Genomic DNA, 23,095 nt, shown 5'->3' with positions numbered 1-23,095 from the left:
TGCGCCGGCCCGGCAGGCGCGGTAAGTGTGGCGGCGCGATCACCGCCAAGCGAACGAGGGGCGCGACGACGGAATGTCGTCGCGCCCCTCGCCCCATCGGCCGGCCGCTATGGCTTGAGTTCCGCTCCCAGCACCTGCACCTGGATGCTGCTGTTACGGTAGACCGTCTGCGTCGCCTTGATGAAGTCCCTGTCATCCGCCGTGAAGATGTTCGGCACGAACTTCTGCGGGTTGCGGTCGAAGACCGGGAACATCGAACTCTGCACCTGCACCATGATGCGGTGCCCCTGCTTGAACGTGTGCAGGACGTCCTGCAGCGCGAACGGCACTTCGGTCACCTCGCCCGGCACGAGCGCCTTGGGCGTCTCGAAGCCATCGCGCCAGCGGGCGCGCATGATCTCGCTGCGCACCATCTGCTGGTAGCCCGCCAGGTGGATGTTCTTGCTCGGCAGGTACGGATGGTCCTTTTCAGTCGGCGGGTAGACGTCCACCAGCTTGACCACGAAGTCGGCATCGGTTCCCGTCGTTGCCACGCGAAGCCGGATCTTGATCTCGCCGCCCAGCGTGACGTCCTCGGCGAGCGGCTCGGTCTCGTACGTGAGCACGTCCGGACGCGTGCTGAAGCAGCGCTGGTCGTCGCTCATGTACTGGTACATGGTGAACCCTTCGATGCTCGGGCCCACGCACCGCCCCGGCACCGGCTTCGCCGGATCGCTGACGTACGAGTCGCTGCCCGTGTCCGGCGCCACGTCGAGGCCGAGCTTCCCGCCGGCCTGGAACGCGAGCGATTTCCACTGCGAATGGTCGGCCGGCCATTTGGCGAAGCGCACCCATTCCTTCTTGCCCGTGTCGAACATGTACGCCTCGGGCAGGCCGGTCTTGCCGTCCCCCGCGCCCTTCAGGAAGTGCTGGAAGAAGGGAGCTTCGACGTCGCGCTGGAACTTCGTCTCGAGCGAATCGCCAAACCAGATGTCGCCGTGCAGCGTGTGCACGACGCCTTGCGCCGCCCAGCCGCCGTGGCGGAACGGCCCCATGACGAGCGTGTTGTAGATGCCCGCGTTCTTCTGCTCGATGGTCTTGTAGACCTTGAGCGGGCCGTAGAGATCTTCGGCATCGTACCAGCCGCCGACGGTCATCACGGCGGCCTTCACGTCACGCAGGTGCGGCGCGATGGCACGCTCCTGCCAGTGCGCGTCGTAGTTCGGGTGCTCGACGAGTTCCTGCCAGAAGTAGTTGTCCTTGTAGTAGCGCTCCGTCGTGTGCTTCAGCGCGCCCAACCGGAGCTGGAAGTCGTAGTCGGCCGGGAGCCCTTCCTGAATCATCTTGCTGAAGAACCACGGCTGCGACGTCGGCCCGGTGGGCGAGTCGAATCCGAAGACCGGGTAGGTGTAGAAGTAGCCCTGCGTGAGCGCGCCGTTGTGGTGGAAGTCCTCGAAGTAGAAGTCCGTCACCGGCGCCTGGGGCGACGCGGCCTTGAGCGCCGGGTGGCGCGAGAGGATGCCGGCCGTCGTGAAGAAGCCCGGGTACGAGATCCCCCACTGTCCCACGCGTCCGTTGTGGTTGGGCACGTTCTTGAGCAGCCACTCGATGGTGTCGTATGTGTCCGTCGCCTCGTCGATCTGCGACGGTCCCGACGGGTGGTCGATGATCGGGCGAACGTTCGTCCACTTCCCCTCGCTCATGAACCGGCCGCGCACGTCCTGGTACACGACGATGTACTTGTCGCGCATCATGAACCGGTTGGGGCCGAGCTGCGCCGGGTACTCGTTCTCGCCGTACGGCGCGATGGAGTAGCAGGTGCGCTCCATGACCATCGGGTAAGTGCGCCCGGGGCCCGCATCCTTCGGCACGTAGTAGATGGTGAACAGCTTCACGCCGTCGCGCATCGGAATGCGCGCGATGTGCTTGGTGTAGTTCGCCTTGATGAACGCGGCGTCGGATTCCTGTGCCGGCAGGGCGGGCGCGGCGAGCAGCAGAAGCGCGAAAAACGTGCGGGCAAGGCGCATGGCGACCGAGGTGAAAGGGTCGAGAAGTCAGACCGAATGTGCGTCGAGATCCAGTCGCGGGGTAGCGGTGCTCGTCCCACAGCCTCCGCTGCGGCGCTCGGGCTCACAATCGCGTCGCCTGACGACCATTAGTAAGCCATCTGCCGGGGAGCCTCCCTATCTTGACAGCACGCTGAGTGTTATTAACTTACTAACCAGTCAGTAAGGCTGGGCTACGAGCCCAGCCTTTCCATTCCTGTACATGACCCGTGAGTCATTTGATGAAGGTTCTGAATGTCCACGACTGAAGCCGCTCCGGATCCGCGCTGGCGCCGTCTCCCCGACGAACGCCCCACGCAACTGATCGACGCGGCCCTCGAGACGTTCTCCGAGCACGGATTCTCGGCCGCCAAGCTCGAGGATATCGCGCATCGCGCCGGCGTCTCGAAGGGCACCATCTATCTCTACTTCCCTTCAAAGGAAGAGCTCTTCAAGGCCGTGGTGCGGCATACCATCGGTCAGCAGCTCACTGACGCGGAGTCGGCGTCGCCGCCCGGCTCCGCCAGCGATGAGTTGGAACGCACGCTGCGCCGCCGCTGGGCGCTCACCGCGCAGCCGCGCTTCGACCGGTGGTATCGCATCCTGATGTCCGAGCTGCCGCGGCACCCGGAACTGCTGGAGTTCTACAATCGCGAAGTCATCGATCGCAACTGGGCGATGCTGCAGCAGGTCATCGAACGCGGCGTCCGCAGCGGCGAGTTTCGCCCCATCCATCCTCGTCGCGCCGTGGGCCTCGTCAACGCCCTCGTCGTGATGCATCGCCAGTGGATCTCCAGCGGCTCCATCCGTCCCGAATACCAGCAGGCGGATCGCGGAGAGCTGATCGACACCATCGTCGACTTCGCGCTCGCCGCGCTTCGAAATCCCGCGTTCACCGGCCCGACCTCATGAACCTGTCACGTCATCTGCTCCCCGCCGCGCTCGTGCTGCTCCCCGCGGCGCTCGCCGCGCAATCTCCCGTCACGCTCACGCTCGGCGGCGCGGCTCGGCTCGCGGCCACGCAGAGCGGCGCCGCCGTCATCGCGCGCACGCGCATCGACCAGGCCGATGCCCGCGTCCGCCAGGCACGGTCGCTGCTCTTCCCGACGCTCTCGGCGGCCGCCGGCGAAAGCGAACGGAACATGAACACGGCCACGTTCGGCTTCTCGTTCCGTGATCCGAGTGGCAGGCCGTACTTCGATCCCAACGGGGTGATCCTCCCGCCGGTCAAGGTCCTCGACCTGCGCGGCCGAGCCCAAGCCAACCTGCTCGACCTCTCGGTGGCCGCGAAGCTGGGTTCCGTGCGCCAGCAGGTGCGCGTCGCCGAAGCCGAGGCCACTGGTGCCGGCGATCAGGCGGCCGCGCTTGCTGCGAATGCCTATGTGCGCGCGGCGCGCGCCGACGCCGTACTCAGCGCCCGGCTCGCCGATTCGACGCTGGCCGCCGAACTCCTCACCATCGCCAACGAGCAGCTGCAGGCCGGCGTGGGGGTCGCCCTCGACGTCACGCGCGCGCGCAGCCAGCTCTCGCTGGCGCACGCGCAGCTCATCGGCGCGCGCGCCGACCGCGATCGCGCGCGGCTCGACCTGCGCCGCATTGCCGGCATCGACCCCGCGGCAGAGCTCGTGCTGAGCGACTCGCTCTTCGCGCTGCCGGTCGGCGCACCGCTTCCCTCGGTCGACGAAGGAACCCGGATTGCCGTTGCGCGCCGCGCGGACATTCGCGCGGCGAACGAGCAGAAGGTCGCCGCCGAGCGCAACGTCGCGGCCACGCGCCTCGAACGCCTCCCCACCCTCGGCCTCTTCGGCGACCAGGGGGCCATCGGCCCATCGAGCGCGCACCTGCTGAATACCTACAGCTGGGGCCTGCAGGTCTCGATTCCCATCTTTGACGGCTTCCGCCGCGAGGGGCGCGTGCAGGAGCAGCGCGCCGCGGTTCGCGAGGCCGATGCCCGCCGTCGCGATCTCGAGGCGCAGGCTGCCATCGACGTTCGCACCGCGCTTCTCGATCTCAACACGGCGCGCGAGATGCTCGCCGCCGCCGAGGACCGCCTCGCGCTCGCCCAGCAGGAGCTGGAGCAGGCGCGCGCCCGCTTCACCGCCGGCGTCTCCGGCAACGCCGACGTCATCACTGCCTCGCTCGGCATCAACGCCGCGCGCACGCAAGTGGTCGACGCCCGCGCCGCATACCAGACCGCGCGCGTCACACTCGCGCGCGCCGAGGGCACCGTCACCGAACTGCCGTAATCGCAAGTCGCAATCACTGATCGCAATCGTGGATCGCAATCCGAATTCCCAATCATCAATCGTATGAAGAAGCCTCTTATCCCAATCATCATCGTCGCCGCCGCCGGCGTCCTCTTCTGGGTCGGCAAGACCGCGATGTACCGCCGCGCGCACGAGAGCACGGACAATGCGCAGGTGGATGCCTCCATTGTCCCGGTGCTCGCCAAGGTTGGCGGCTACGTCTCGCAGCTCGCCGTGGCCGAGAACCAGCCGGTGAAGGAAGGCGACCTGCTGGTTCGCATCGACAGCACCGAGTACGCGGTGCGCGTGGTGCAGGCGCAGGCGGAGTACGACGCGGCCGCCTCGGTGGCCGGCGCCACCGGCCAGGCCGGCGCGCAACTCAAGGGCGCGGAAGGGCAGCAGCAGGTCGTGGCCGCCCAGATCGATGCCGCGCGCGCGCAGGTGGCCAAGGCGACCGCCGATCTGGCGCGTGCCAGGGAACTCGTCGGCCGGCAGATCGTCAGCCGTCAGCAGCTCGACGCCGCGCAGTCGGCGTTTGACCAGGCGAACGCCGCCCTGCAGGCGGTGGAGCGGCAGGCGCGGTCGGCGGATGCGCAGTACATCGGCGCGCAGGCCGGCACGCGGCTCGCGCAGGCGCGGCTCGCGGCCGCGCGCGCGGCGCTCGACAATGCCCGGCTGCAGCTCTCGTACACGAGCGCCCGCGCCCCGCTCACCGGTGTCGTGTCCAAGAAGCAGGTGGAAGTCGGACAGCTCGTCTCGCCGGGTCAGCCGCTCCTCACCCTCGTTGACGCACTGAACAGCTGGGTTACGGCGAACTTCAAGGAGACGCAGCTCTCCGACATGAAGGTCGGGCAGCCGGTTGCGCTCGAAGTCGACGCCTATCCCGGCTGTGCGGCCGAGGGAAAGGTCGAGAGCCTCGGCGCGGCCACCGGCGCGCGCTTCGCGCTGCTCCCTCCCGATAACGCGACCGGCAACTTCACCAAGGTCGTGCAGCGCGTACCGGTGCGAATCGCCGTCACCAAGGGCTGCGGCCCGGATCGGCCGCTGCGCCCGGGCATGAGCGTCATCGCGAACGTGCAGGTGAAGTAAGCACGCGTCTGTCTTCCGTCTCCCGTCTTCCGTCTCCCGTCTCGAACTCGTGCAACCCTCGCCCCCCGACAAGTACCAGCACAAGTACCTGATCGCCGCCGCCGTCACCATGGCGGCGGTGCTCGAGCTCATCGACACGTCCATCGTGAACGTCGCCATTCCCCACATGATGGGGAATCTCGGCGCCACGCTCGACGAGATCTCGTGGGTGAGCGTCGGGTACATCATTGCCAACGTTATTGTGATCCCGATGTCCGCGTGGCTGTCGGCGTACTTCGGGCGTCGCCGGTACCTCACGTTCTCGATTCTCCTGTTCGTGGCGGCGTCATTCTTCTGCGGCGCCGCCACATCGCTCTGGGGGCTCGTCTTCTGGCGCGTCGTGCAGGGCATCGGCGGCGGGGCGCTGCTCTCCACGGCGCAGTCCACGCTGTGGGAGGCGTTCCCTCCCCACGAAGTGGGCATCGGCCAGGCAATCTTCGGCATCGGCATCATGGTCGGGCCCACGCTGGGCCCGACGCTGGGCGGTTTCATCGTCGACAACTGGAACTGGCCCTGGATCTTCTACATCAACCTGCCGCTCGGCCTGTTCGCCGCCGCGCTCGTCTGGACGTACGTCACCGACTCCGAGCACCAGGAGCGCGCCGAGAAGGTGGACTGGCTGGGCATCGGACTGCTCACCGTGGCTATCGGGTCGCTGCAGTGGATGCTCGAGCGCGGCGAGCGCTACGACTGGTTCGACTCGGGCTTCGTGACGACGCTGGCGGTCGTATCTGCCGGTTCGTTCATCTGGCTCGTCTGGCATGAACTGCGCACCGACGAGCCAGTCATCAACTTTCACCTGCTGACGAACCGGCAGCTCGCCACCGGCGTGCTGATGGGGGCCGTGCTTGGCTTCGCGTTGTTCGGTTCGGTTTTCGTCCTTCCCATCTTCCTGCAGAGCCTGCACGGCCTCACCGCCAACCAGACCGGCCTCGTGATCCTTCCCGGCGCGATTGCGTCGGCGGTGACGATGGCGGTGATGGGGCGTCGGCTGCGCATGCTCCCCGATGGGCGTCCGATCATCCTAGTCGGCGGATCGCTCTTCGGGGTCTGCATGTACCAGCTCGCGTTCCTGTCGTTCGACAGCGGCGCGCACGACCTGTTCTGGCCCCTGATCCTGCGCGGCGTGGCGATGGGGATGATGTTCATCCCGCTCAACTCCATCGCGCTCGCCGAACTCGCGCCGCGCGACATGGCGAACGGCACGGGGCTGTTCAACCTCACGCGGCAGCTCGGCGGATCCATCGGCATCGCCGTGATGGCGACGCTGCTGAGTCACATCACCAAGGCCAAGAAGGCGCTGCTCGCCGACCATCTCGTGGCGACGGCGCCCGATGTCCAGGCCCGGATGGAGGCGATGACGCACGCGCTGACCGCCAAGGGAGCGAGCCTGTCGGTGGCGCACCAGCAGGCGCTCGCCATCATGGACCGCACGGTCGGCGTGCAGGCGAGCGTGCTCGCCTTCTCGCGCATCTACTGGATCAGCGGCTTCGTGCTGATGGCCTCGCTTCCGCTGATGCTGTTCTGGCACAACGGGCGCCCGCGCGGATTGGTGATACGCGACGGCGGGCACTAGGGCGCGCCCGGGGCGCACGCACCGCGTCGATCAGCGCTCGCGCCCCCTCGCGCGTTGGATCGGCGGTTGGCATTCTAGAGTCGTACCCTCAATGCGGCCCCAACGGAGCGGCCACGTGCGCATCCACCACACCCTGTTCGCAATCACCCTCGCCGCGCTCCCCGCGATCGCCGGCGCGCAGCGCAGCGTCAACAGCCGCGGTGAGCGTGCCGGTGACGTCGGCGGCCGACGAGGCGGCGGACGGCCGCCGGCTGCGTGATGACCTTCGTGGGATTCTCCCCGGCACCGGGCGCGGCTAACGACCGCGCCCGGTTGCGTGTTTGAGGAATTGGATGCGAGAGCCCACCCGCGAGCCGGCCTCCGACGCCCACGAATCGGCGTTGGTCGCCCGCGCACGGCGCGGCGACCCGGCGGCGTTCGACGCGCTCGTCCGTCGCCATCTCCCGGGCGCGCTCGCAACCGCTGAACGGCTGCTGGGGGATCGCAGTGATGCGGAAGATCTCGTGCAGGACGCCTTCCTGCGCGCGCTCGACCGCCTCCCGCTGCTCGACCCCGGCCGGCCGTTCGGGCCATGGTTCTTCACGCTGCTGCGCAACCTGGGCATCAATCAGCTGCGCGCCCGGCGCGTGCGATACACCGAACCCGAACCGTTCGATGCCGCATCGCCCGACGCCCAGCCCGACGAAGAGATGGTGCGGACGGAGGTGCGGGAACGGTTCGACGCGGCGCTGGCGGCCCTCACGCCGCGGCAGCGCGAGATCGTGATGCTATTCGAAGTGGAAGGATGGAAGGGCGCCGAGATTGCCGAACACCTCGGCCTGACGCCCGAGAATGTGCGGTGGCACCTGCATCAGGCCAAGAAGAGCCTGCGCGCATCGCTGGCACCGCTGCGGGACGAGGGGATGACATGAACAACGACCTGTTCGACCCAACCGACGAGTTCCTGGCGCGGGATCCCGCGCCCGATCCCGTGCTTGGCGCGCTGCTGCGTGAGGAGCGGCTCCGTGAGCGCATCGCGGTCGCCGCTCGCTTCCGCCGGATGCGTCGTGTCGAGACGCCGTGGTATGGATGGGTGGCGCGCTACGGTCGCGCGGCCGTGCCGATCGGCATCGCCGCGGCACTGATCGCCGCGGTCATCTTGAACCGGTCGGTGCGCACCGAGGCGGACTTCGCCGCGCAGGCGGCCGCTGCCGACCTGCGGGGCGCGGTCGCCGGCGGCTCGCGCACGGCAGTCACCGACGCCGTCCTCGGCCCCGATTCGACGGAGTTCCTCATTGCGATGGCGGTGGATCGATGACCGACAAGACCTCGTTCGACGCGGCGGAAGAGACGCCGCTTGCACCGCCGCCGCGGGCGACGCGCCTGTTGGCTGTCGGCGTGCTGCTGATCGTCGCCCTCGCCGGGTTGATTGGCGGCGTGGCGCTCGAGCGCACGGTGCTTCGTCCGCGCGCCTGGGCCGAACGGGCCGGTACTTGGCGCGGCGAGCGACGCGGAACCCCGCGCCGCCCGAGTGCCATGCTGCCCGCCGAGTTGAAGCTCACCGAGGCGCAGGCCGTGCGCATCGACACGCTGATCGAACGCCAGATGCGCGGCTTCCGCGAGATCCGGAAGTCCACGCAGCCGGCCATCGACTCGCTGATGGCGCAGACGAAGCGCTCGATGGACAGCATCCTCACGCCGGCGCAGCGCACGGTGCTCGACGCGGCGCGCGCCAAGCGCGAGGCCGAGCGGCGCCGGCGCTACCCGGACGGCGCTCCGTCGAACCGCGGTCCCGGTGACTGGCCACGCCCGCCGGCCGTGCGGCCGTGAGCTGACGCCGTCGCGCCCCGCGCGTCCGACGGCGTGTCCCCCTGCCTTCCATCCAACGCGCGCGCCTACCGCGTGGCATGCTTCCGTTGATGAACCTTCGCATCGTCCTGCCGTCGCTGCTCCTGCTGCTCGTACCGCATGTCGCGGCCGGGCAGGTTGGCGCGACCACCGACATCATCACGGGCTCGGTGCGCAACGCCGAGAACCTTCCGGTGGCGAATGCGCGCATCGAGGTGACGTCGGTGGAGACGGGCGTCACGCGAGTGCGCACGACCAACGAGAAGGGACAGTACACGCTGCTCTTCCCTGACGGCGGCGGGATGTACCACGTGACGGCGCGCGCCATCGGGCTGCAGCCGGCAACGGTGAGCCTTATCCGCCTCTCCGATGAGGACCGCCTCGTTGCCGACTTTCGCCTGTCGCCGACGGTTCTGAGCACCGTCACCGTCAGCGCCCGGCAGACGCCGCGTTCCAACGACAACCAACCGACGCCCGGCAGCACCGAACGCGCCCTGACCGGCGAGCAGCTGCTGCGCCTTCCCATCGACGCGTCCGATGTGAATGCCATCGCCGCGCTCTCTCCGGGCGTGCTGGGGCAGAGCGGCACCGACTCCACCGCGGCCGGCTTTTCCGTGGCCGGACAGCGCGCCGACCAGAATCTCGTCACGCTGGACGGTTTGTCATTTGGCGGATCGGTGCCCGCCGAGGCGGTGCGATCCACGCGCGTCATCACGAGCACGTACGACATCGCCCGCGGCCGGTTCACCGGCGGCCAGGTGGCGTCCACCACACGAGGCGGCACCAATGACGTTTCCGGATCGCTCGCCTACGCCCTGCGCGACCCGGAGCTCGAGTTCGCCACGGGTGACAACTCGACTTCGTACAGCGGCGCCTACACGCAGCATCAGGTGAGTGGCGGCGTGGGCGGGCCCATCGCGCGCGACCGCACCTTCTGGTTCGCCGGCTTCCAGCTGCGTCGTCGCCTCGATGCCCTGCAGTCGTTGATGGGCGCCGGCACGCAGACGCTTGAAGCGCTCAACGTGCAGCCCGACTCGGCGGCGCGCTTCCTGTCGCTGCTCACCCGCTACGGCCTGCCGCTGCGCAACGCGCTCGTCCCCGACGATCGCGTCAACGACAACGCCACCGGCATCCTGCGCGTCGACCAGCAACTCTCGGAGGCGCACTCCCTCTCGGTGCGCGCCAATATGTCGGGGACGATGCTCGATGGCTTCCGCAGCTCCGCGCAGAGCGTGCCCACGCACGCCGGGGAGCAGAAGGAGAGCGGTGTCGGTGGGCTCGTCTCGCTCTCGTCGGTCGTCGGCCAGTTCCTGAACGAGTTCAAGGGTTCGTACAGCCTCGAGACGCGGGGCGCCAATCCGTATCTCCGCCTTCCCGAAGGACGCGTGCTGGTCGGCAGCACGCTGTCGAACGGCCAGGTGGCGATCAGCGGCCTCGATTTTGGCGGCAACAGCGCGCTGCCCAACGACAATGCGTCGAACCAGCTTGAGGTCACGGACGAACTCTCGTGGCTCTCCGGTGGCGGCAAGCACCGCTGGAAGCTGGGCGGGCTCCTCGATCGCTCGGGCTTCCGCACGACGGCGGGCTCCAATCGGTCGGGGAATTTTCAGTTTCTGTCGCTCGCGGATTTCGATGCCAACCGGCCGAGTCAATTCAGCCGGTCGTTCGCCCCGGCGCAGCGTTCGGGCGGCGCGGTCAGCGCGGCCATCTACGTCGGTGACATCTGGCGGCCGAATCGCGCCTTTCAACTCACCTATGGACTGCGTGGTGAGGGGAGCGCCATCGATGGCCAGCCCGCCTACAATCCGGACATCGACGCCAAGTTCGACCTGCGCACCGATCGCATTCCCGCCGATGTGCGCGTCAGCCCGCGCATCGGCTTCACGCTGACGCTCGGACTGTCTCCAGATACCGGACGGCGCACCGGACGTCCCGGCGGCGCCATGGGCGGTCTCGCAGGACTGCTCGGCGGCGCCGTGCCCAACGCTCCGACGCCGCAAGTGCCGCAGCCGTGGATCGTGCGCGGCGGCATCGGCGAGTTCCGAGGCCGTGCGCCAACGCAACTCTTCTCGTCAGCGATCGACGCCACCGGCATGCCGGGCGGCGAGACCCAGCTCGTCTGCGTCGGGAGCGCGGTCCCGACGCCCGACTGGAGTGCCTACCTGCGCGACTTCTCGACCATTCCGATGACGTGCGCGGACGGCTCCGGACCCGGCGTGCCGCTGAGTCGCACGCGGCCGAATGTCACCACCTTCGCCCCGGACTTCGCCACGCCTCGTTCCGTTCGCGGGTCGCTCGGGCTGTCGAAGCGCTTCCGGCAGCGCTACAACGCGAGCGTCGACGCGTCGTACTCGCTTGGCACCAGCCTGTATGGCGTCACCGACCTGAACCTGTCGGAGACGCCGCGGTTCCGGCTGGCGCGCGAGGGCAATCGCCCGGTCTTCGTGCCGGCCGCAACGATCATCCCTCGCACCGGCGTCACCACGCTGGCCGCCTCACGCATCCATCCCGAGTACGGCTACGTGCTGCGGGTGGCCTCGCCGCTCGCGTCGCATACCACGCAGGTCACCACGTCGCTGAACGGCAACTCGTTCCGGCAACTCATCTGGAACCTTTCGTACACCTTCACGCGGTCCACCGATCAGTCGAGCTTCTCCGGCGGCAGCGCGCAGGGCGGATTCGCGTCGCCCACCACGGCCGGCGATCCCAACATCCTGCTCGCCACGACCAGCGACCTGGAACGCCGGCATGGTCTCAACGGATCGCTCACCTGGCTGGCGCGCCCGTGGCTCGACATCACCGGCGTGCTGCGCGTGCAGTCGGGCCAGCCGTACACGCCGCGTGTCGGCGGCGACATCAACGGGGATGGCTCGCGCAACGACCGCGCCTTCGTCTTTGATCCCGGAACGGCCGTCGACTCCGCCGTCTCCAATGGCATGCAGCGACTGCTCGCCGCGGCGCCGGGCTCCGCGCGTGACTGCCTGCGCGCGCAACTGGGACGCATTGCAGATCGCAACAGCTGCCGGACGCCGTGGTACACGTCGCTCGACCTGCAGCTCAACCTCCGCCCGCGGCTCGGCCCGACGATCGGCCGCCGCCTGCAATTGCAGGTGGGGCTGGTGAACCCGCTCGCCGGACTCGACCAGCTGCTGCACGGCGCCGACCATCTGCGCGGCTGGGGTCAGCCCACCTTTGCGGACAACACGCTGCTGTACGTGCGCGGCTTCGACCCGTCGGCCAACGCGTTCCGCTACGTCGTCAACGAGCGGTTCGGGAGCAATGCCCTCTCACGCTCGGCGCTGCGCAATCCATTCCAGGTTTCGCTCACGGCACGCCTGCAGGTCGGCGTGGACCGCCAGCGCCAGTTGCTCGAGGGAATGCTCAACGCCGGCGCCAACCGCCGGCCGGGCCTCGACGTGCGCACACTCGCGCGGCGGCTGGCCCCCGATCCGATCCGTCCGATTCTCGATCTGCGCGAGACGCTGAAGCTGACCTCACCCCAGGTGGAGGCGCTCAAGGCTATCGGCGATTCGCTCAGCGACAGGACGGCGGCGGTCACCAAGCGGCTTGAGGCGCAGATGCAGAAGGAGGCGAAGGGCGGCGGCGACCTGCAGACGCTCTTCCCCAAGCTCCAGCCGCTGCTCCAGGAGGCGCGCAACAGCTACGTCGAAGCGACCAAGTCCATTCAAAGGACCCTGACGGCGGAGCAGTGGGCCGAGGTGCCGGAATCGGTGAAGAATCCCACGCTGCGCCCAGGGGGCGGCGCCGGCGGACGTCGGCCGGAGGCGCCAACCGGCACCGGCGGCGGCACAGGTGGTACGGGCTCCTCGGGCGGCCGGCGCGTCCCTCCGCGCTAGCCTCGCCGTGGCGGTTGTTCTCCCCACCCGCACACGGGGGTACAATTCACCCCCTGTACCCTGCACCCCGCACCACCCCCCGCACTCCGTACCCCGCACCACACCCTGTTCCCTGCACCCTGCACCACCCCCGCACCCCGCACCCCTCTCTCCCAATGGATCGCCAAGCCGCCTGGTCCCTCGTCTGCGAATGGACGCAGAGTGAATCGCTTCGCAAGCACATGCTCGCTGTCGAGACGGCGATGCGCGCGTACGCGCGGAAGTTCGGCGCCGATGAAGAAGCCTGGGCCCTGGCGGGCCTGCTGCACGACTTCGACTACGAACGTTTTCCCAACGACGCGCACTCGGCGACCGAGGAACATCCGTCCCACGGCGTCCGCCACCTGCGCACCCTCGGCGTCTCGGAGGAGATCTGCACGGCCATCATGGGACACGCCGACTACACGCACACGCCCCGCGAGTCGCCGATGGCCAGGACGCTGTTCGCCGTGGACGAGTTGTGCGGGCTCATCACCGCCGCCACCTACGTGCGCCCGAGCAAGAGCATCCTCGACCTGGAAGCGTCGTCGGTGCGCAAGAAGATGAAGGACAAGGCGTTCGCGCGCGGTGTTTCCCGCGAGGACATCACGATGGGCGCCGCCGAGCTCGGCGTCGAGCTCGAGGCGCACATTGCGTTCGTGGTGGAGGCGCTCAAGGGCAATGCAACCGCTCTCGGGCTGGCGGGGGTCTAAGATGCACCGGGCCCCCTCAACGTTTCCCCTTCATCATCCGTCTATGGAATGCACCTTGTGACGAGACGCGATGACCGCCATTGCCCTGCGTCCGGTGTCCGTTGCGCTCCCCGGCCGCATCAGCCGACGCGTGACGGCGCCTGACCGCCCCGACGACGAGAAGGCCCTCGTACTTTCCGCGCAGCGCGGCGAGCTCGAGGCCTTCTCGGAGCTGGTGCGCCGCCACCAGCGGCGCGCCTACGCGGTCGCGCGGGCCATCGTGACGACGCACGAGGACGCCGAGGACGCGGTGCAGGACGCCTTCCTGCACGCCTATCGCGCCCTGCATCGCTTCCTCCCCGACCAGGCGTTTGGTGCCTGGCTGCACCGCATCGTTGCCAACGCGTCGCTGGACATCACGCGACGCCGCAAGGTGCGCGACGCCGACGACCTGCCCGAGACGATTGCCTCGCCGTTTCGCGACCCGGCCGAGAGCGACGAGTTGCGCCTGCGCCTGCAGGCCGCGCTCGCCGAGCTCCCCGAGCGCCAGCGTGCCGTGATCATCCTGCATGACGTCGAGGGGTTCAAGCATTCCGAGATTGGCAAACTGCTCGGCATTCCCGAGGGGACGGCGCGCTCCGACCTGCATTACGCCCGGTCGGCGCTGCGACGCCTGCTCGATCAGCTCCGGAGTCCACAATGACCTTCGACCACACCCCGCTGCGCCTCGTTCCCGATGACGCCGACGCGGAACTCACGCACGCCTTGCGCCAGCTCTACACCGCGCCGGACGCGCCCGGCTACTGGAGCGCGCTCGAACAGCGCATCATGGACCGCATTGCCGGCGGCGAGTCGCTCGACGCCTGGTGGTCCGTGCCCACGCAGTGGGCGCGCCTCGGCCTAATTGCAGCCGGCTTCGCCCTCATCGTGGCGGGCTCGCTCGTCCTGCGCTCGCGCGCCGAGCAGCGCCAGATGGCGTACGACAACGTCCTCGGACCGTCGAACGGCGGTCCCACCATCGCCATTCGCGACGCCCAGACGGAACGGCAGGCGACGCTCAACTACATCAACGGGCGGTAGCCTCAGGGCTCCGCCCCCGGCAGGCCACATGACGAGAACCAAAGGACTGGCCCTGGCGTTTTATCTCGGTGCGGCCGTAGCCGGCGTCGCCATTGGCGTCGCCGCCGACCGCATGCTTCGTCCCCCCATCGCCACCCGGGCATCGGTGCGCGAAATGCGGGACCGCTTCGCCAAGGACCTCAGCTTGACGGCGTCGCAGCGCGCCGCCGTGGACAGCATTCTCGACGCGCGTTTCCGGGCGGAGTCGGTACTGGTGGTCCCGATTCGTCCGCGATTGGACTCTGTTCGGGCCGAAGCCCGCGGCCGGATCTCGGCGCTCCTCACGCCGGCACAGCTCCGCGTGTATGAACAGATGCAGCGGGACCAGAAGGCCCGCGCGCAGGAGAAGAAATAGGACATGAAGCGGTTTTCCATCTTGTTCCTCGCGGTGCCGTTCGCGCTCGTCGCCCAGCAGCCCGCGGGCGGAGGCGCGCGCGCCATCGCCCTCGACGAGGCGGTGCGTGAAGCGCAGCGCAACGCGCCGGCCGCCGTGTCGGCCCGCAATGCGCTCCGCACGAGCGCGGCCGCGGTGCGCACCGCGTACGCGCAGTACCTCCCGTCGCTCTCGGTGTCGGGTTCCGGCTCCCGGCAGGGCGGCGAGACGTTCTTTCAGGGCAAGCTCGTGCCGTACAGCGGCGTGCCATGGTCATTCTCGCGCGGCCTGTCCACCAACCTCGAGCTTTTCGACGGTGGCCGGCGCTGGTTCAACGTGAAGGCCGCGCAGGCCAACGTGGACGCGGCGGACGCCGGCGAAACCTCGCAGCGCTTCAACATCGCGTTGCAGGTGAAGCAGCAGTACTTCGCCGTGCTCGCGGCGCGCGAGAGCGAGTCCGCGGCCAACCGGCAGCTCGAGCAGGCGCAGGAACAGCTCAAGTCGTCCACCGCCAAGGTCCGCGCCGGGATCGCCACCAAGAGCGATTCGCTGCGCTCGGCCATCCAGGTGGGCAACGCCCGCCTCGCCCTGCTGACCGCGCAGAACAATCTCCGCGTCGCCAACGCCGGCCTCACCCGGCTCGTCGGGGCGGCCGATATCGTGACGGCGACGCCGGCCGACACCGCCGAGATGGGGCGCATCGCGATTGACAGCGTGCAGCTCACCTCCCTGGCGATGGACGGTCCCTCGGTGCGGCAGGCCGAGTCGGCGCTCCTCGCGGCCCGCGCCGCGAGGAAGGCGGCCCGCACGCCATACATGCCCACCATCACGTCGTCGTACAGCCTCAGCGGCAACAATACCTCCGAGACGTTCGACTGGGGCAGCGGCCGCATTCCCAAGCAGAACAGCCTGCGCTTCTCGCTCAACTTTCCGCTCTTCAACAACCTGAGCCGCGAGGAGAACCTCACGCGCACGACGGTTGCCGAAGAGAATGCCATCGCGTCGCTGCGGGACGCGAAGCTCGCCCAGCAGCAGTCGCTGGTGCAGTACCTCGGCGCTTTCCGCACCGCCGAGGAGCGCGTGGCCATCCAGCTCGCCAGCGTCGCCGCGGCGGAAGAGGATCTCCGCGTGCAGCAGCAGCGCTACAACCTCGGCGCCTCCGTGCTGCTCGACCTGCTGACCTCCCAGACCACGCTCGACCAGGCGCGCGCCTCGCTCATCCAGGCGCGCTATGACGCGCGCATCGCCAAGGCGCAGGTCGAAGCCCTCGTTGGCCGGGACCTCAAGTGACCAGACACGGACCGACGTTCCACTCGGAGCCCCTCGTGAACCGCCGATTCCTCCTCGCGTTCGCCGTCCTGGCGACGTTCACCGCCTGCGGCAAGAAGACCGAGAAGCCGGTCGCCATCCAGACGGCGCCGGTCACGCGCCGCGACATCGTCGTCGACGCCACGGCCACCGCGATCATCGAGCCCATCCAGGTCGTCGAGGTGAAGTCCAAGACCGCGTCGGGGCAGATCACCAAGATGACGGTCGAGGTCGGCTCGTACGTGAAGCCGGGCGACCTGATTGTCCAGATCGACACGCGCGACCTGACCAACGCCGCCAACCAGGCGCAGGCCGACTTCGAGGCCGCGCAGGCCAAGCTGAACACCTCGACGGCGCAGAAGAAGCGCTCCGACGACCTGTTCAAGCAGCGCATCATCACGGCGCAGGAAAACGAGACGGCCAATCTCGACTTCGCCAACTCGCAGGCCAGCTTCGTGCGCGCCAGGACCTCGCTCGACCTCGCGCAGCAGCGCCTCGAGGACGCCACGGTGCGCGCGCCGGTCGAGGGGACGGTGATCGAAAAGACGGTCTCGCTCGGCCAGGTGATTCAGGCCGGCACGTCGTCGGTCGGCGGCGGCTCGACCATCCTCAAGATGGCCGACCTGTCGCGCGTGCGCGCCCGCGCGCTCGTCAACGAGACGGACATCGGGCAGATCGTCGCGGGACAGGAGGCGACGGTCACCGTGGACGCCTTCCCGGATCATCCGTTCCGCGGCAAGGTCGAGAAGGTGGAGCCGCAGGCGGTGGTGCAGCAGAACGTCACCATGTTCCCCGTCCTCGTCTCGCTCACCAATGAAGAGGGGCTGCTCAAGCCCGGCATGAACGGCGAGGCGTCGGTGCTCGTCGATCGCCGCACGAGCGTGCTCGCCATTCCGAACGACGCCGTGCGCAACATGCGCGAAGTGCAGACCATCGCCCCGCTGCTCAACCTCAACCCCGACAGCGTCAGCGCCCAGCTGCGCGCCAGCATGGGGAGCATGTTCCGCGGCGGCAACGGTGGCAGCAGCGGTGGCGCCAGTGGCGGCGGCAACCGCGGCGGCCGCAGCGGGCAGGGCGGCCGTTCGCAGATGAGCAACGGCGAAGTCGAGCTCCTGCCGCAGGGTTTCGATCGGCAGGGCGGCGGCGGTTTCCAGCCGGTGGAAGTCACCGACGCCGACTGCAAGAAGGTGAGCGACGCGCTCAAGAAGCAGCCGGCCGTGGCCAAGCAGCTCGACGCGCTCCGCGAGCAGATGCGCAACCCGGATGCCGATCGCCGCGCGCTGTTCACGCAGACGCAGGAGCTCTACACGAAGCTCGGCGTGGACGCCCGCGTCGCCGGCGCCTGCCGCCGCCGTGAGGGCGGCAATGGTGGCGGGATGGGCGGTGGCATGAGTGGCGGCGGCCGCACCGGTGGTTCATCGGCCGGCGTCGCGCCGTCCGCGCGTGGCGATCAGGCGGCGCGCGCGGTGGAAGTGCCGCAGGCGCCAGGGATGCGGCAGCGCACGCGCACCGGGCTCGTCTTCGTGCAGAAGGCCGACTCCACGTGGGAGCCGCGCATGGTTCGCCTCGGCGTCGCGAACTTCGATTACACCGAGGTGCTCGACGGCCTCAAGGAAGGCGAGCGCGTGGCGCTGCTGTCGGCCGCCGCGATGCAGGCCCAGCGCCAAGCCGCCAATGACCGCGCCCGCCAGATGATGGGCGGCGGCAGCCCGCTGGGCGGCGCCACGGGCGGCGCTCGCGGTGGCCCGGGCGGTGGCGGCCCGCCGTCGGCCGCGGCGCCGGCCGGCGGCGGCGCCACGCGCCCGAGGAACTGACGCATGCTCTTTGGTGAGACCATCATGGTCGCGCTGGGCGCGCTGCGGGCCAACAAGCTGCGCTCCCTGCTCACCATGCTCGGCATCGTGATCGGCGTGGCCGCCGTCATCGCGGTCGTTGCACTCGGCCGCGGCGCGCAGAAGGCGGTCAACGACCGCATCTCGGCGCTCGGCACGACGCTGCTCACGGTGAGCCCGGGTCAGGCCTTCGGCATGGGCGGCGTGCGCACCGGCTTCGGCAGCGCGCGCCTCACGCTCGAGGATGCGAAAGCGCTCGAGAACCTCGGCACCAAGATCCTCGCCGTGCAGCCCGAGATGTCGGGCAGCCTGCAGGTGCAGTACCTCAACAAGAACACGAATACGCAGATCGTTGGCGTCACGTCGAACTTCCCGCACGTCCGCAAGTACGAGCTGGCCGCCGGCCGGTTCTTCACGACGGCCGAGGACAATTCGCGTCAGCGCCTGGCTATCGTGGGGCCGACCGTCGTCGAGAACCTCGGCCTGCAGACGCCCGAGGCGCTCGTCGGCGAGACGGTGCGCATTCGCGGCATCCAGTTCACGGTGATCGGCGTCTACAAGTCGAAGGGCCAGGCGTCGCCGTTCAACAACCCCGATGACCAGGTCCTGATTCCCATCACCACCGCGCGGTACCGCGTGCTCGGACAGAACCGCGTGCGCTCGGTGAGCGTGCTGTCGCCCTCGGAAGACGACATTCCCGAGACGATGGCGGAAATCCAGAAGATCCTGCGCCGCGAGCACCGCCTGCGCGCCGGCAAGGAAGACGATTTCAACATCCGCTCGCAGGCCGACTTCCTGAATACGCTGGGCGAGACGACGCAGGTCTTCTCGCTGCTCCTCGCCGGCATCGCGACCGTTTCGCTGATCGTCGGCGGCATCGGGATCATGAACATTATGCTCGTGTCGGTCACCGAGCGCACGCGCGAGATCGGCATTCGCAAGGCGCTGGGCGCCACGAAGATCAACATCATGTTCCAGTTCCTCGTCGAGGCCGTCGTGCTCTGCCTCGTCGGCGGCGCCATCGGCATTCTCGTCGGGACGGGCGGTGCCGCCGCGTTCACCAAGCTGATGGGCTGGACCACGGAAGTCGGGTCCACCGCGGTCGCGCTCGCGTTCGGCTTCTCGGCCGCCGTCGGCGTGGTCTTTGGCGTCTATCCCGCGCGCCGCGCGGCGATCATGGATCCCATCGTGGCGTTGCGCTACGAGTAGCGGCGAAAACCGCGAGCGCGATCAGTCGTCCGGCCGGCGCGCAGCGTCGCCGCGCCGGACGATCTTGAAACCGAACGGAAGCTCGACCATCTGCCGCACCTTGTTGGGCCCCACCGTCGCCGGATGAAACTTCATCCCCGGCAGGGCGTCACGCACCGCCGCGGCAAAGAGCGAGTGGTTCGTCTCGACCACGCGGAACGTGGACAGATCGGCGCGGCCCGTGGTGTCCACGACAAACCGCACGACGGCGACACCCTCGATACCCTGCTTCTCGAGCAGGGTCGGATACGCGGGCACCGCGCTCGTCGGGTCCCGGACGGCGGCGCTGTCCACGCCGAGCAGCGTGAAGGCGTTCTGCGCCGCGGCCGCCTCGGCCAGTGGTTCGAGCGCGGCGTTGTCCTTCGTTTCGGGTGTCGTCGTCCCCGTCTGGTCCTTGCGCTCCGTGTAGACATCGGGCGCGGCAGGCTCCGGAAGACCGCCGCGCGTCGCCGACCACTTGACCGGCACCGCGTCGCCCGGGCTCCCGGGCCGATCGGGCGGCAGCAGGTACTTGATGGCCGACTCAATGACCGATTCCGTGATCGGCGCCGGTCGCTGTAGCAGCGCGTCGCCTCCAGCACCCACGAACGACAGCGCGAGCGCCGCATGCACGGCTAGGCTCACGCCCGCACCTAGCGGAAGGCGCTCGGGGCTGCGCGGTGGATGCTGAAGCAGGTCGAACACGGGGACTCCGAGAATTCCTGACGAATATTGCGAGGCGGCGTGACTCGTCGACAACAACGCCGGTGCGCACAGATAGCGCGACCGGTTTCGGTTTCGCGCCATCCATACTGACTCTACGAGAACTCCCTCCGTGACGATTCGGCGAAGGCATCCGCGACCCGCGACCAGAAGCCCAGTCCCGCACCATCCCTCCGAGGCCACCAGACACTTGCATTTCGATATATCGTAGATATATCTTAGACATATCGATTTGTCAGCAGCTGGCCCGCTGCGGGTCAGCCTGACCGGTCAAACGGGAGGTTCTCATGTTCTTCTACAACAACGGTGAACAGCGCGGGGCCGGCCGCGGCTGGAGCGGCCTCGACGCCGAGTTCTCCAGCTTCATCGGCCGCATGGGCGGCCATCTTCGCGGTGGGCCGTTTCGCGGCGGCCGCTACTTCGGGCACGGCGACCTCAAGCTCGTGATTCTTTCGATGCTCGAGGAGCGTCCGCGTCACGGCTACGACATCATCAAGGCCATTGAGGAGCGGTCGGGGGGGGTGTACCAGCCGAGCGCCGGCACCGTGTATCCGACGCTGACACTACTGGAAGAAATGGGCTTCGCGCAGTCCACGCCGGACGAGGGGGGCAAGCGCGTGTACGAGATCACCGAGGCGGGGCGTCAGCACCTCCTGGAGCATCGGAGCACGGTGGACGACATCTTCTCGCGCATCAAGCGGACGGGCGCCGGACTCACCAGCGACGCCATGCAGGAGTTGAACCGTTCGTTCGGCCGCCTGGCCCGCGCCACCTACTCGCAGGCGTCGCATCGCCTCGACGATCACGAGTTCCTGCAGGGCGTGGCCAAGGTGCTCACGGATGCCGCCACGGCCATCAACGCGTTGGCGACGCGTCCGTAGCGCGCCGGTCGCCGCCGGGCCGCTGGACGCCAGCGGCGTGCGCCATATGTTACAACGGGTCGCGCAATGTGCGCGGCCCGTTTTGCATGGGGCGGCGATTGTCCGCCCGTGACAACGCGATCTCTCAGGGGCAGTGCCCCGCGAATATATGCCGGCTGATTCAAGCAGCCCCACCCCCGCGCCCGACGCATCCGGGTCACCCGACCCCTCTGGCGCCACGCTGAACGGCGCGACGGCACAGTTCCCGGTGCCCCACCAAGAGCGTCCGCACGTCGAGGAGCATCCGAAGGGCAAGCGACTCGCCTTCCTGACCCTGACCGCGCTCGGCGTCGTCTTCGGCGACATTGGCACCAGTCCCCTGTACGCACTCAAGGAGTGCTTCAAGCCGGAATACGGCCTGACCCCGACTGCCGAGAACGTCTACGGCGTCCTGTCGCTGATCCTGTGGTCGCTGATTCTGGTCGTCAGCTTCAAGTACATCGTCTTCATCATGCGCGCGGACAATCGGGGCGAGGGCGGCATCGTCGCGATGCTCGCGCTCATCCTGAAGAAGGACTCCGAGTATCGCCGTGGTCGCGTCGTGCTCATCGGCCTGGGACTCTTCGGCGCCGCCCTCCTGTACGGCGATGGCGTGATCACGCCGGCGATCTCGGTCCTTTCCGCCATCGAAGGACTGACCGTCCACAACCAGAACATGGCCTCGATGGTGGTGCCGATCACCGTCGTGATCATCGTCGGCCTCTTCGCGGTGCAGCGGCATGGCACTACGCGCGTGGGCTCGGCGTTCGGGCCGCTCATGGCCTTCTGGTTCGTCGCGATCGGCGGACTCGGGCTCACGCAGATCCTGCGCGACGCCGAGATCCTGTCCGCGATCAATCCCATCTGGGCCATCCGGTTCTTTCGCCAGCACGACCTGCACGCGGTAACCGTGCTGGGCGCCGTGGTGCTGGCGGTCACCGGCGCCGAGGCGCTGTACGCGGACATGGGCCACTTCGGCAAGAAGCCCATTCGGACCGCCTGGTTCTGGATGGTCTTCCCGGCGCTGCTGCTCAACTACTTCGGCCAGGGGTCGCTGGTGCTCGGCACCCCGGAAGCCGTGGAAAATCCGTTCTACAACCTGGCGCCATCGTACCTGCTCCTGCCGATGGTCGGCCTGGCGACGCTGGCCACCATCATTGCCTCGCAGGCGCTCATCTCCGGCGCGTTCTCGCTGACGCAGCAGTGCATCCAGCTGGGGTATAGTCCGCGCATGTCCATCGTGCATACGTCGGCGCGGGAGTTCGGGCAGATCTTCGTGCCGGAAGTCAACATCGCGCTCGGCGTGGGCACCGTGCTGGTGGTGCTGGGCTTCCGCTCGTCGAGCGCGCTGGGCGCGGCGTACGGCATCGCGGTCACGGGCACGATGACCGTGACCACGCTGCTGTTCTTCGTCATCGCCTCGCGGCGCTGGAATTGGCCGGTCTGGCGCGTGGCGTCGCTGACGCTGCTCTTCCTCGCGGTGGACGTGAGCTTCCTCGGCGCCAACGCCATCAAGATCGAGCATGGCGGCTGGGTTCCCGTGGCGCTGGCCATTGCGCTCTTCACGCTGATGACCACCTGGAAGCGCGGTCGCCTGATCCTGCGCGAGCGGCTGCAGGAGATCACGATGCCGCTGGATGCCTTCCTGAAGAGCCTGTCCACGGGCCGGATCCCGCGCGTGCCCGGCACCGCGATCTTCATGACGTCCGAGCCCAAGGGCACGCCCGTCGTGCTGCTCCACCACCTCAAGCACAACAAGGTGCTGCACGAACGCGTGATCCTGCTCTCGATCACCACGGCGGAGATCCCCGAGCTGCGCCGCGACGAGCGCCTGACGGTCGAGACGCTGGAGCACGGCTTCGTGCGCGCGATGGCCGTGTACGGGTTCATGGAGACGCCGGACGTCACCGAGATCCTCGGTCTCCTGCGACAGTACGGCATCAAGGCCCGGCCGATGGAGACGTCGTACTATCTCGGGCGCGAGCTCCTGATTCCGCGGCAGAAGGCGTGGAAGGAAGGCGGCATGACCATGAGTCTCTGGCGCAAGAATCTCTTCGCGTTCATGACCCGCAACGCGCTGTCGGCTGCGGCCTTCTTCCAGCTGCCGCCCAACCGCGTGGTCGAACTCGGAACGCAGATCGAGTTCTAGTGGGCGGCGCGGCAGCGCCGGCCGGGCGCGAGGCGCCGAGTGGCGTCTCCTGCGCCCGGGGTGCAATTTCGGGGACTTCTTTTCCCCAGCCCGCACC

The 23,095-nt window shown here is 68.4% G+C and carries 20 protein-coding genes; 18 read left to right on the top strand and 2 right to left on the bottom strand.

What is annotated here, in order from left to right; translation table 11 throughout:
• Positions 1-107: 107 nt before the first annotated feature.
• A complete protein-coding gene (locus tag VGJ96_14935) occupies positions 108-2,006 on the bottom strand; it encodes a CocE/NonD family hydrolase (protein ID HEY3288414.1) in 1,899 nt (632 codons plus the stop codon).
• Positions 2,007-2,279: 273 nt separating this feature from the next.
• Between VGJ96_14935 and VGJ96_14930 the strand changes: the two genes are divergently transcribed.
• The 16 genes from VGJ96_14930 (at position 2,280) to VGJ96_14855 (ending at position 19,209) form a co-directional block, all read left to right on the top strand.
• Positions 2,280-2,936, top strand: a complete 657-nt coding sequence (locus tag VGJ96_14930; GenBank protein ID HEY3288413.1) for a TetR/AcrR family transcriptional regulator — start codon at positions 2,280-2,282, stop codon at positions 2,934-2,936.
• A complete protein-coding gene (locus VGJ96_14925; GenBank protein ID HEY3288412.1) occupies positions 2,933-4,270 on the top strand; it encodes a TolC family protein in 1,338 nt (445 codons plus the stop codon). The genes VGJ96_14930 and VGJ96_14925 overlap by 4 nt, the downstream gene beginning before the upstream one ends.
• A gap of 63 nt (positions 4,271-4,333) precedes the next feature.
• Positions 4,334-5,359 carry an HlyD family secretion protein gene (locus tag VGJ96_14920; protein ID HEY3288411.1) on the top strand — a complete coding sequence of 342 codons (1,026 nt, stop codon included), beginning with the start codon at positions 4,334-4,336 and terminating at the stop codon, positions 5,357-5,359.
• 49 nt (positions 5,360-5,408) lie between these two features.
• Positions 5,409-6,974 carry a DHA2 family efflux MFS transporter permease subunit gene (locus VGJ96_14915; GenBank protein ID HEY3288410.1) on the top strand — a complete coding sequence of 522 codons (1,566 nt, stop codon included), beginning with the start codon at positions 5,409-5,411 and terminating at the stop codon, positions 6,972-6,974.
• Positions 6,975-7,089: 115 nt separating this feature from the next.
• Positions 7,090-7,233 (top strand): hypothetical protein, encoded by a 144-nt coding sequence (locus tag VGJ96_14910; protein HEY3288409.1) that lies wholly within the window; start codon positions 7,090-7,092, stop codon positions 7,231-7,233.
• Between the two features lie 73 nt (positions 7,234-7,306).
• Positions 7,307-7,885: a sigma-70 family RNA polymerase sigma factor gene (locus VGJ96_14905; GenBank protein HEY3288408.1), complete on the top strand. Its 579-nt coding sequence runs from the start codon at positions 7,307-7,309 to the stop codon at positions 7,883-7,885.
• On the top strand, positions 7,882-8,271 hold the full coding sequence (locus VGJ96_14900) for a hypothetical protein (protein ID HEY3288407.1): 390 nt from the start codon (positions 7,882-7,884) through the stop codon (positions 8,269-8,271). The genes VGJ96_14905 and VGJ96_14900 overlap by 4 nt, the downstream gene beginning before the upstream one ends.
• On the top strand, positions 8,268-8,783 hold the full coding sequence (locus VGJ96_14895) for a hypothetical protein (GenBank protein ID HEY3288406.1): 516 nt from the start codon (positions 8,268-8,270) through the stop codon (positions 8,781-8,783). The genes VGJ96_14900 and VGJ96_14895 overlap by 4 nt, the downstream gene beginning before the upstream one ends.
• An 89-nt stretch (positions 8,784-8,872) precedes the next feature.
• Positions 8,873-12,658, top strand: coding sequence for a carboxypeptidase regulatory-like domain-containing protein (locus tag VGJ96_14890; GenBank protein ID HEY3288405.1), 3,786 nt, complete (start codon positions 8,873-8,875; stop codon positions 12,656-12,658).
• Positions 12,659-12,813: 155 nt separating this feature from the next.
• Positions 12,814-13,389 (top strand): HDIG domain-containing protein, encoded by a 576-nt coding sequence (locus VGJ96_14885; protein ID HEY3288404.1) that lies wholly within the window; start codon positions 12,814-12,816, stop codon positions 13,387-13,389.
• Positions 13,390-13,459: 70 nt separating this feature from the next.
• The gene (locus VGJ96_14880) at positions 13,460-14,071 is read left to right on the top strand and encodes a sigma-70 family RNA polymerase sigma factor (GenBank protein ID HEY3288403.1); all 612 of its coding nucleotides are present in this window, start codon (positions 13,460-13,462) and stop codon (positions 14,069-14,071) included.
• On the top strand, positions 14,068-14,448 hold the full coding sequence (locus VGJ96_14875; protein ID HEY3288402.1) for a hypothetical protein: 381 nt from the start codon (positions 14,068-14,070) through the stop codon (positions 14,446-14,448). The genes VGJ96_14880 and VGJ96_14875 overlap by 4 nt, the downstream gene beginning before the upstream one ends.
• Positions 14,449-14,476: 28 nt before the next feature.
• Positions 14,477-14,842: a hypothetical protein gene (locus tag VGJ96_14870; GenBank protein HEY3288401.1), complete on the top strand. Its 366-nt coding sequence runs from the start codon at positions 14,477-14,479 to the stop codon at positions 14,840-14,842.
• 3 nt (positions 14,843-14,845) lie between these two features.
• Positions 14,846-16,150, top strand: a complete 1,305-nt coding sequence (locus VGJ96_14865; GenBank protein HEY3288400.1) for a TolC family protein — start codon at positions 14,846-14,848, stop codon at positions 16,148-16,150.
• Between the two features lie 35 nt (positions 16,151-16,185).
• Positions 16,186-17,982: an efflux RND transporter periplasmic adaptor subunit gene (locus VGJ96_14860; protein HEY3288399.1), complete on the top strand. Its 1,797-nt coding sequence runs from the start codon at positions 16,186-16,188 to the stop codon at positions 17,980-17,982.
• A 3-nt stretch (positions 17,983-17,985) separates the two neighbouring features.
• Positions 17,986-19,209 carry an ABC transporter permease gene (locus VGJ96_14855; protein ID HEY3288398.1) on the top strand — a complete coding sequence of 408 codons (1,224 nt, stop codon included), beginning with the start codon at positions 17,986-17,988 and terminating at the stop codon, positions 19,207-19,209.
• Between the two features lie 21 nt (positions 19,210-19,230).
• Here the strand turns inward: VGJ96_14855 and VGJ96_14850 are convergent, their stop codons facing one another.
• The gene (locus VGJ96_14850; protein HEY3288397.1) at positions 19,231-19,932 is read right to left on the bottom strand and encodes a TonB family protein; all 702 of its coding nucleotides are present in this window, start codon (positions 19,930-19,932) and stop codon (positions 19,231-19,233) included.
• Positions 19,933-20,237: 305 nt separating this feature from the next.
• Between VGJ96_14850 and VGJ96_14845 the strand changes: the two genes are divergently transcribed.
• On the top strand, positions 20,238-20,831 hold the full coding sequence (locus VGJ96_14845) for a PadR family transcriptional regulator (GenBank protein ID HEY3288396.1): 594 nt from the start codon (positions 20,238-20,240) through the stop codon (positions 20,829-20,831).
• Positions 20,832-21,078: 247 nt separating this feature from the next.
• Positions 21,079-22,998: a potassium transporter Kup gene (locus VGJ96_14840; GenBank protein ID HEY3288395.1), complete on the top strand. Its 1,920-nt coding sequence runs from the start codon at positions 21,079-21,081 to the stop codon at positions 22,996-22,998.
• Positions 22,999-23,095 lie beyond the last annotated feature (97 nt).

The sequence above is a fragment of the Gemmatimonadaceae bacterium genome, from assembly GCA_036504815.1.
GTDB lineage: Bacteria > Gemmatimonadota > Gemmatimonadetes > Gemmatimonadales > Gemmatimonadaceae > PNKL01.
Note: the sequence above shows the minus strand (reverse complement) of the source record. Positions and strands in the feature narration are given on the sequence as shown.

Excerpts from the sequence above, each read along its gene's own strand:
- VGJ96_14935 (HEY3288414.1), bottom strand. The coding sequence starts at position 2,006 with ATGCGCCTTGCCCGCACGTTTTTCGCGCTTCTGCTGCTCGCCGCGCCC.
- VGJ96_14900 (HEY3288407.1), top strand. The coding sequence starts at position 7,882 with ATGAACAACGACCTGTTCGACCCAACCGACGAGTTCCTGGCGCGGGAT.
- VGJ96_14870 (HEY3288401.1), top strand. The coding sequence starts at position 14,477 with ATGACGAGAACCAAAGGACTGGCCCTGGCGTTTTATCTCGGTGCGGCC.
- VGJ96_14880 (HEY3288403.1), top strand. The coding sequence starts at position 13,460 with ATGACCGCCATTGCCCTGCGTCCGGTGTCCGTTGCGCTCCCCGGCCGC.
- VGJ96_14885 (HEY3288404.1), top strand. The coding sequence starts at position 12,814 with ATGGATCGCCAAGCCGCCTGGTCCCTCGTCTGCGAATGGACGCAGAGT.
- VGJ96_14865 (HEY3288400.1), top strand. The coding sequence starts at position 14,846 with ATGAAGCGGTTTTCCATCTTGTTCCTCGCGGTGCCGTTCGCGCTCGTC.
- VGJ96_14890 (HEY3288405.1), top strand. The coding sequence starts at position 8,873 with ATGAACCTTCGCATCGTCCTGCCGTCGCTGCTCCTGCTGCTCGTACCG.
- VGJ96_14855 (HEY3288398.1), top strand. The coding sequence starts at position 17,986 with ATGCTCTTTGGTGAGACCATCATGGTCGCGCTGGGCGCGCTGCGGGCC.
- VGJ96_14875 (HEY3288402.1), top strand. The coding sequence starts at position 14,068 with ATGACCTTCGACCACACCCCGCTGCGCCTCGTTCCCGATGACGCCGAC.
- VGJ96_14925 (HEY3288412.1), top strand. The coding sequence starts at position 2,933 with ATGAACCTGTCACGTCATCTGCTCCCCGCCGCGCTCGTGCTGCTCCCC.
- VGJ96_14845 (HEY3288396.1), top strand. The coding sequence starts at position 20,238 with ATGTTCTTCTACAACAACGGTGAACAGCGCGGGGCCGGCCGCGGCTGG.
- VGJ96_14895 (HEY3288406.1), top strand. The coding sequence starts at position 8,268 with ATGACCGACAAGACCTCGTTCGACGCGGCGGAAGAGACGCCGCTTGCA.
- VGJ96_14930 (HEY3288413.1), top strand. The coding sequence starts at position 2,280 with ATGTCCACGACTGAAGCCGCTCCGGATCCGCGCTGGCGCCGTCTCCCC.
- VGJ96_14920 (HEY3288411.1), top strand. The coding sequence starts at position 4,334 with ATGAAGAAGCCTCTTATCCCAATCATCATCGTCGCCGCCGCCGGCGTC.
- VGJ96_14905 (HEY3288408.1), top strand. The coding sequence starts at position 7,307 with ATGCGAGAGCCCACCCGCGAGCCGGCCTCCGACGCCCACGAATCGGCG.